Annotated in this window: 7 protein-coding genes; 3 read left to right on the forward strand and 4 right to left on the reverse strand. The window is 62.5% G+C overall.

Annotated features, from left to right (window positions below; genetic code table 11):
• Both GX444_00155 and GX444_00160 read right to left on the reverse strand, forming a co-directional pair.
• Window positions 1-688, reverse strand: a 688-nt coding sequence (locus GX444_00155) for a hypothetical protein (GenBank protein NLH46993.1), incomplete at its 3' end; no start/stop codon positions are given.
• An 85-nt stretch (window positions 689-773) separates the two neighbouring features.
• Window positions 774-2699, reverse strand: coding sequence for a hypothetical protein (locus GX444_00160; protein ID NLH46994.1), 1926 nt, complete (start codon window positions 2697-2699; stop codon window positions 774-776).
• Between the two features lie 268 nt (window positions 2700-2967).
• Here GX444_00160 and purN point away from each other — a divergent pair, with 268 nt between their 5' ends.
• The 3 genes from purN to GX444_00175 all read left to right on the forward strand — a co-directional run bounded on the left by purN (window position 2968) and on the right by GX444_00175 (window position 6269).
• Complete coding sequence (gene purN / locus GX444_00165) at window positions 2968-3615, forward strand: phosphoribosylglycinamide formyltransferase (protein ID NLH46995.1); 648 nt, start codon at window positions 2968-2970, stop codon at window positions 3613-3615.
• Between the two features lie 27 nt (window positions 3616-3642).
• Window positions 3643-4896 (forward strand): IMP cyclohydrolase, encoded by a 1254-nt coding sequence (locus GX444_00170; protein ID NLH46996.1) that lies wholly within the window; start codon window positions 3643-3645, stop codon window positions 4894-4896.
• Window positions 4897-5300: 404 nt separating this feature from the next.
• Window positions 5301-6269, forward strand: a complete 969-nt coding sequence (locus GX444_00175) for a hypothetical protein (protein NLH46997.1) — start codon at window positions 5301-5303, stop codon at window positions 6267-6269.
• A 56-nt stretch (window positions 6270-6325) separates the two neighbouring features.
• Here the strand turns inward: GX444_00175 and GX444_00180 are convergent, their stop codons facing one another.
• Window positions 6326-7465 (reverse strand): acyl-CoA dehydrogenase, encoded by a 1140-nt coding sequence (locus GX444_00180; GenBank protein NLH46998.1) that lies wholly within the window; start codon window positions 7463-7465, stop codon window positions 6326-6328.
• A 79-nt stretch (window positions 7466-7544) separates the two neighbouring features.
• The gene (locus GX444_00185; GenBank protein ID NLH46999.1) at window positions 7545-8690 is read right to left on the reverse strand and encodes an acyl-CoA dehydrogenase; all 1146 of its coding nucleotides are present in this window, start codon (window positions 8688-8690) and stop codon (window positions 7545-7547) included.
• Window positions 8691-8826 lie beyond the last annotated feature (136 nt).

Below are 8826 nucleotides of genomic sequence, written 5' to 3' on the forward strand. Positions count from 1 at the left end.
CGCCGTTGGCGTTGTAGCGGCTGTAATCATCCGGTTGATTGCCGTCGGGATTGACCGTCGGGACGATGAAAATCTCGCGTTCGTCGACCAGTGCGGTAACCTCAGGATCGACGCCGTAGCCTTCGGTCAGCCATTGAATGATGAAAAACCCCAACATGCAGCCGGCCAGTTCGTCGCCGTGTATGCAGTGATCGAAAATCACCGCCGGTTCCGCTTCGTTTTCCGCGACGTTATCTGAAATTTTGACGAGCCAGAGATCGCGCCCCAAGACGCTTTGACCGATCGTTTCCACCGATAGAATGTCCGGATAGGCCGCTTGCTCATCCTGCAGAAAAACCGCAGCTTCCTCGTAGGTCAGGTAATGATCCAAAGCAACCCGGTTGTCCGGCGGCAAAGCATTTGTCGGATCGGGCGGCGAAAGGCGGGCGGCGGCCCAGGCGGCCAGGTCGTCGATGATCACCTCGACTTCATAACCGGATTTTTGCAGTTCGCGAATCGTTTCGGGCGTGGCCGCGAGGCGCGTCCAATCAGGCAGCTCGGATTCCTCGATGCTGACCGGATAAGCCGCCAAGCGGCGAAACGCGGCGGCGTCGGGCGTATGGACATAAGCCACCTGCGTCGCGGCGAGTGAAACCACGGGCGGCACGAGAATCGCCAGAAGACAAAAAACGGCGAGGCAGCGTCGCATAAGGTGAATCCCGATTCGGTGGTAAACGCAACCATCCCAATGATGCGCCCGGCGGCCGGGGTGCGTCAATGATCGGCGCCGCAGTTCAGCAGCCGCAACCGCCGTCGTCGTCATCGTCGTCGACATCGGCGTCGATATCGTCATCGTCATCGCCGTCGCTGTCGTCGTCGCCGGCGTCGTTGTCATCGTCGGCCGCGGTGTCGTCGTCATCGTCGTCACCCGGCTCCGCGACGATCTTCAAGGCCTGGTGCGGATCGCCCAACAGGTTCAGGTCGTAGAACACCCACCGGTTGGCGCCGGCATTGCCGTCGAGCTCGCCGACTTTCGACTCGCGGGCCGCGGTCAGGGCCTGGCCGAGGCTGGTGAAACCGTCGGCGAACACCGCGTGCATGAAGGCGATGTCGAACTCGCTGGACGCGCCGCCGGTTTCCGACCAGTTGGCGAAACCCTCACGGCTGTTGGCGACGAGCGCGAAGGCGCCCGCCGTCATGCCGGTCGTCAGCTCCTCGGCGATCGAATCCGTTTCGAGGTAAGTGTCGAACATCGTCCGGTTGTCGAACGAACCGCTGAAACAGCCGTGGCTGTAACCGAAAAACGGCCGGGTGTTGCTCAGGAACGGCAGATCGTTCTGGACCGGCCCGACCGCGATCGAGTACAGGCCGAGAATGTTGTACCAGTTGCCGTGTTCGGAGGCGTTGATGATCGAGTATTCGTCACTGTTGATCGCCGCGCGCAGCGCCTCGTGCGAAAACGTGCCGTCGCGTTCGTAAAGCGTCAGCGCCGTGAAGCCGGGCATCTCGGCAAACGCCAGGTCTTTCAGGTCGCCGCCCCAGACCACGGGCGCCGGCCAGAGTTTCTCGCCGACGAGAATCGCCGCCGGACGCGCCGGTTGATCGTCGTAGGCCATGATCTTGGCGAGTTGCGTCGCCACCTCGGCCGCGGTGTCGGCCGCGATCCGGCCGACGTACAACTCGGCCAGCAGATCCACGTCGCCGCCGTCGGCGCCGTCGTCCTCCTCGCCGTACCAGCCGTTGCCGTTGTCGTCCCACGGGCCGTCGAGGTTGCCGAAAAACAAGTCGCCGGGAATGCAATGATCGACCACCGTCGTTTCGGCGCGCGCCGACAGGCAGCGCAGCGGCACCAGTTGGCCGGCCGGGTCCGCGCCGTCGGCGTCGCCGCCGAGCAGCACCCATTGCGTGCCGTGATCGGCGTAGGCCGTGCGCAGGAAATTGCGCAACCGGTCGGCGTTGTCCTCACCCGCCGTCGCGGCCAGAATGTCCTCGATCGTTTCCAGGTGGGCCGACAGGCCGGATTGCTGCGTCTGATAATCCAGGTAATCGGCGAAGGCGTCGGCCAGGGCGGCGGGGGCGACCACCAGATACGTCCAATCCTCGGCTTTTGGGCGGCGGGCGCGATAATCGACGAGCCGCGCGGGGTTGTCGACGAACCCGCGCAGGCGCGCCAGATCGTCGCTCAAGCCGCGGAACGGCGCGGCGGGTGAGACCGGTCGCGGGCGGGTGATCACCTGCAACCGCAACGCCGCGACATAACGCCACCGGCCGGTGGCCGGGTCGTAAGCGACCGGCCGGAGCCGGGCGAGCAACAGGTCGGCGCCCAGGAGGCGCTGCCGGCCGAGGATTTCGACGGGCTGTCGCGGGTCGATTTCGGTGACGCTCGCCGCCGCACCGGCGGGATGGAGCGGCGAAAAACCGGTCGTGCCGCGCGCGGGTCGACAGGCGAGGGGCAATTCGCGCCATTCGGCGGATATCAATTCGATCTTTACCGCCTCATGATTCAGCGGCAGGAGAATTTTGGCCGTTCGCACGGGAAGGCGCGGTTCGCCGGGCGCGTTGCGGATCGCCAGGTCGCCCATTTCGACTCGGGCGATGCCGTGCGGATCGCAACTCGCCACGGGCGCGGGGAACGAATAATCGACAGTGACGGTCGCCGCCGCCGACAGTCGCGGAATGAAAAAGAGAAGAAAGAACAAAACCATGCCGAGCCGTTTCATCAGACCCTCCCGCTGAAACATCGACTCAAGGTAGAAGGGTGCCCGGTGGGCGTCAAGCGAACGTGCGCCGGTGACGGATCCTTTCAATGAAGGCGCACCGAGGAATGTCCAATCGACGGACGGCGGTGGAAAAAATGGATTGGCCGGCCCAAAGACCCTTGTTCACCAAGGCGCGGCCTTGCTAGAATCCGGGCACCTTAAAGTTCCGCGACAAGGCACGGTCCGGAACGGCGGTAACCGGAACGAATAGCCAAGAACGGTAGAAGAGATGAGCGAAAAATTGCGCCTGGCCGTCTTTTTGTCCGGCAGCGGTTCGAATTTCGAGGCCATCGCGAAGAACTGCGCCGAAGGCCAGATTTTTTGCGAGGTGGCGGTCGTGGTCAGCAACGTGCCCGACGCCTACGGACTGGTGCGCGCCAAAAAATACGGCATCCCGACCATCGTTTGCGACCACCGCGAATATGCGACGCGGCAGGAACACGAAGCGGTCTTGCGGCGTGAACTGGCGGCCTTTCGCTACGATCTGGTCGTGCTGGCGGGCTGGATGCGCCTGCTTTCCGGCGATTTCATCCAGGCTCAATACAACCGGCGGCTCGGCCTGCCGGGTATCGTCAATATCCATCCCGCCGATACGGCCGCGTATCAAGGGGTTCACGGGTACGAATTCGCCATGGGCCTGACCAAGAAAGGCCCGCGGCTGACCGAAACGAAAATCACAGTGCACTTCATCGACGCGGGCATGGATACCGGGCCGGTGATCGCCCAACGCGTCGTTCCCATTTTGCCGGCCGACAGCCTCGACGACCTGCGCTCGCGCGGGTTGCAAGTGGAATGGGAACTTTACAGCCGGGTTCTGAATCAAATCGCGCACGGCCGGGTCCATCTGGCGGATGGTCGCGTTCGGATCGAGGAATAAACGCCCCGCGACGGCATCGAGGAACACATGAAGGACGACAAACAAACCACGCTGGCCGCGACCGAGAATCTTCGCTTTCCCGAAGAAATCGACGTGGTTTTTCGCGACGGCGAACGAAAACAAACGGTGACCTACCGGCAGGTGAAGTGGACGTTGAACGGCCGGGATTTCGGCCTGCGGCACGGGGAAAATCCGGGGCGGCCGGCCGCCTTGTACAAACCGGTCGGCGGCCAGTTCACCCTGGGCGAGATCGACCTGGTGCGGACCGCCGGTCCGACCGTCAGCGAACCGGAATTGCTGGCGCCCTGCCATTGCCCGGGCAAGATCGGCATCCGCGACATCGATATCGCCCTGAGCGCCTTGCGCTATACCCTGCATCGGCCGACGTGCGTCATCGTCAAGCACAACAATCCGTGCGGCGCGGCGATGGCCAACCACCCGGATCAGGCCTTTCAACTGGCCGTGCGGGCCAATCGTTCGGCCGCCGTGGGCGCCTGCGCCACGTTCAACCGCCCGGTCGACCTGCCGACCGCCGAGGCGATTCTGCAAGTGCCGCTGGACATTCTGGTGGCGCCCGATTTCGAGGAAGGCGTGCTGGGGATGCTGGCGCGCCGCCCCGACCTGTGCCTGATGCGCGTCGGCAAGCTCGATCAGCTCGCCCAGGATATCGGCCGGCCGCACCTGGCGTTGACCAGCCTGTCCGACGGCGGCCTGATCGCCGAAATGACGGTATCGCCGCCGGCGCTCTCGCGCGAAAACTACCGCCCCTCCAGCGCCCTGCAACACAAGACGCAAGAGGTGCGCGGCAAACGGCAGCCGACGCCGGGCGAATGGGAAGACATGCTCTTCGCCTGGGTGATCGCCGCGACGACCGCCAGTGACAGCGTGGTCTACGTCAAGGATTGCGCCACGGTGGGGATCGGCATCGGCGGCCAGGACCGTACCGCAGTGGCGCAGATCGCCCGCGATTATGCTTACCACAACATGGCCGACCGCCTGGCCTGGGAACGTTTTCACGTACCGTATGACGCGGTCACCGACGAAACCATGCGCGAATCGATTTGGGCCGATGCCGCCGAACTCAAGGGCGGGTTGATCGGCGCGGGCATGGCCAGCGACGGCGCTTTGAACCATCCCGGGCCGTTGGAAGTCGCCTTGCGCGAAGGCGTTACGGCGGTGATTCAACCGGGCGGCTCGGCTTACGACGCCGAACTCATCCGCCTCTGCAATGCCCGCAACGTGGTGATGGTCTTCACCGGCGAGCGCGCCTTCCGGCATTGAAATGCGCCGGCGGATCAGCCGGCCACGATGCTTGGTGAGATTAAAAACCAGCCAAAAAATCTTACGGTTCAGCGCCTCCGCTGAAAAATCAGCGCCCACGGTGGTCCTGCAATCGGTTCGCGAAAATCAATAATCCCGTATTATCAACGAATTGGTGAACCGGCGAAGAGCCGAGCCGGTGGCTGATATTCAATCCGATTAATGCGAGAAATTTTCCGCAATGTCCGTAAGTGTTTGTAAATAAAGTGAAATGCAATTTCTTTCACACGTTGGCACGGGCTTTGCTTTTGGTAATGGTGGGCGGTGAAAGGAACGGCATGAAAAGAAAGGCAACAGTTTCATCCAGCGATCAACCAACACTCTATTCGACCTGTTTTTCAACCAGCAACAAAAGAGAGTCAGCCATGAAGAACATCCTGGTGTTGTCGGTACTGTTCCTGGCGGCGGCATGGTTGAGCGGTTGCAGCGCGATCGAGGATATGATCAACGATCAGACGGCCCGGACGCTGGATCTTTCCCAGCAAATTCAAAACAAGACGACCGAACGAAGCCCGCATCACGCGACGATCGTGGAAAACCTGACCATGATGTCCGGACAAACCGTCACCGCGCCGGCGGTTTCGGCGGCGGACCTGGATGAAGCGATCGGCGTGGCGAGTGGCGATCTGGCCGACACCTTCTTTTTCCTGGCGGCGCGGGTCCGCAATTTGGGCTCGACCCCGGCCAAGGTCGATGTCGCGTTGATTCCCAATGACGCCAGCGGCACCGCCGTTTATATCGCGCCGATCTACGTGGGCGCCAATCAAACCCTGGACATCGACCTGCAGGATCCCTTCATCACCGGCGCCGATGTGATCAACGACCGGATCGTCCAGGTCGTCTCGCAGCTCGACGAGAACTACCTGCTGGTGCCGGTCGTCGCCCTGCAAGGCGGCTCCGGCGCGGGAGTCGTCATCGACCAATTGAAAATCACCGCTTTGCCCACTTACCTGCGCCACGAGGATCTTTCCGAAACCTCGATCGGCGATTATTCCAACCACATCGACCGGATTTACGACACCAAGTTGCTCGGCTCGATCACCAACCTCGGCGCCGCCAGCGCCCAGATCCGCATGCTCCTGACCGAAGGCGAGGGCGATGACGCGGTCAGCACCCTGGTCGCGGAAGCCGTGTTGGATCCCGGCCAGACGATTACGGCCGAGGAGATGCTGGTCGAAGGCGGCAACGAGCTGATCGAAAAAGGGCTGGAAGCGGTCGTCGACGGCGACACGGTCTTTTACGACTATGCCATGGTCAGCCTGGACGACCTGGTGGTGAAGAGCAACGATTTGCGGGTGGAAACGAAAGTCGACGTCTCGGCGAATATTTTCTGACCGTCCGCCGCCGACGCACTCCACGGCGGATGGCCGGTTCCTTCATCAAGGCTTGCTCAGCTCAGCAACTCCCGCGCGATGACGATTCGCTGCACTTCGCTGGTGCCTTCGTAAATGGTGGTCACCCGGGCGTCGCGAAACAATCGTTCCACCACGTACTCTTTCGTATACCCGTAGCCGCCGTGAACTTGCACCGCGTCCCGGACGATCTTTTGCAGGTTTTCGGTGATGAACAATTTGGCCATCGAGGCTTCCTGGGAGAAGCGTTTTTTGTTTTCCTTCAGCCAGGCGGCCCGCAGGATCATGGCGCGCGCCGCTTCCAGGATCGTGCTCATATCCGATACGAAATGCTGGATGGCGCCGAACCGCCCGATCGGCTGGCCGAATTGTTCGCGGATGCGCGCGTACTCGATGACGGCGTACAGCGCCGCGTAGCCGATGCCGAGCGCCTGGCTGGCGACGCCGATCCGCCCGCCGTCGAGCGCCATCATGGCGATTTTGAACCCTTGATTGAGTTCACCCAGCAGATTGTCGCGCGGAATGCGGCAGTTCTCGAAGGTGAGCGCCACGGTATTCGAACCGCGCAGTCCCATTTTGTCCTCGGACTTGCCGATGATCAGGCCCGGCGTGTCCTTCTCGACGATGAACGCGCTGATGCCCTTGGCGCCCGGCAAATCGCCGGTCCGCGCCCAGACGATCAGCACCGACGCGTAGGCGCCGTGCGAAATGAACACCTTGCTGCCGTCGAGCACCCATTGATCGCCGTCGAGGATCGCCTTGGTTTTCAGGGCCGCGGCGTCGGAGCCGGCGCTCGTTTCGGTCAGGCAGAACGAACCGATCGGATCATCGCCGCCGATGACTTTCGGGATGAACCGCCGCTTCTGTTCCTCGGTGCCGAAGACGGCGATCGCTTCGCCGACCATGTTGGTGACGCTCATCGTCACGGCGGTGGAAGCGCAGGCGCGCGCCACCTCGGTCACGGCCAGGCTGAGGGCCACGGGGCCGAACTGGTTGCCGCCATAGGCCTCGGGCACGTTCATGCCCATCAAGCCCAGCGCGGCCATCCGGCGCAGGCTCTCCAGGGGGAAGCGGCCGGTGTGATCCAGTTCCGCCGCCTGCGGGCGCAGTTCATTGGCGGCGAAATCGCGAACCATGTCGACGACCATGCGTTGGTCGTCCGTCAGATTCCAATCCATGTTGAAACTCCCGCGCGCGGGGGCGCTGCCGTGGCGGACGGGAGCAAGGCGTCCTCGCTCCCGCCGCGTAGGGCGTCAATTACTCTTTCAAATAGCTGGTGGCGATGACCAACCGCTGAATCTCGCTGGTGCCTTCGTAAATTTCGGTGATTTTCGCGTCGCGGAAATGCCGCTCGACGGGGTACTCTTTGATGTAGCCGTAACCGCCGAAAATTTGAATGGCCTTGGTGGTGGCGCGCATGGCCGCCTCGGCGGCGTACAACTTCGCCATCGCGGAGTAGCGGCCGAAGCCCTTGACCTTGTGGCTTTTCATCCAGGCCGCCTGATAAACCAACAGGCGGGCGGCTTCGATTTCGGTCGCCATGTCGGCGATCATCCATTGAATGGCCTGCAAGGCGGCCAGCGGCTTGCCGAACTGCTGCCGTTCCTTGGCGTATTTGACGCTGTCCTCGAGGGCCGATTGCGCGATGCCGACCGCCTGCGCGGCGATGCCGATGCGCCCGCCGTCGAGGGTCGCCAGGGCGATCTTGAAGCCCCGGCCGATCTCGCCGAGGCGGTTGGCGTCGGGAACGCGGCAATTCTCGAAAACCAGTTCGGCGGTGGAGGAGGCGCGGATGCCGAGCTTGTCCTCGACCTTGCCGACGCTGAAGCCGGGGGTGCCTTTTTCGACGATGAACGCCGTGATGCCCTTCGACCCCATGTTTTTATCGGCGTTGGCGAACACGACCGCCACCTGCGCTTCGACCGCGTTGGTGATGAACAGCTTGGTGCCGTTGAGAACCCACTGATCGCCGTCCTTGACGGCCGTGGTTTTCAAGGCCCCGGCGTCGGAACCCGCGCCCGGCTCGGTCAAGCCGAAGCAGCCGATCCATTCGCCGGTCGCCATGCGGCTGAGGTACTTCTTTTTCTGTTCTTCGTTGCCGAAGTTGTTGATCGGATCGCAAGCCAGGCTGCTGTGCGCCGAACAGATGACGCCGGTGCCGCCGCAACCACGCGACAATTCCTCGACGACGATGGCGTAGGCCAGGTAATCCATCCCGGCGCCGTTGTATTCCGGATCGTAGGCGACGCCCATCAGACCCAGCTCGCCCATCTTTTTCACGGTCGCCGCCGGGAAGATATGATGCTCGTCCCACTCGGCCGCGTTCGGCTTCAGTTCGTTTTCGGCGAAATCACGAACCATGTCGCGCAGGGCGCGCAGTTCATCGCTTAGTTGAAAATCCATGGCTCCCTCACTCCCCCGGAAAGGCCGCGCGTGCGGCGGTTTATTTGTCCTTGAAAGCCGGCGCCCGCTTGCCGAGGAACGCCTTCATGCATTCTTTTTGATCCTTGGTCGAACACAGCAAGGCAAACGCCTGCCG

The sequence above is a fragment of the Myxococcales bacterium genome (assembly GCA_012517325.1).
Taxonomy (GTDB): domain Bacteria; phylum Lernaellota; class Lernaellaia; order Lernaellales; family Lernaellaceae; genus JAAYVF01.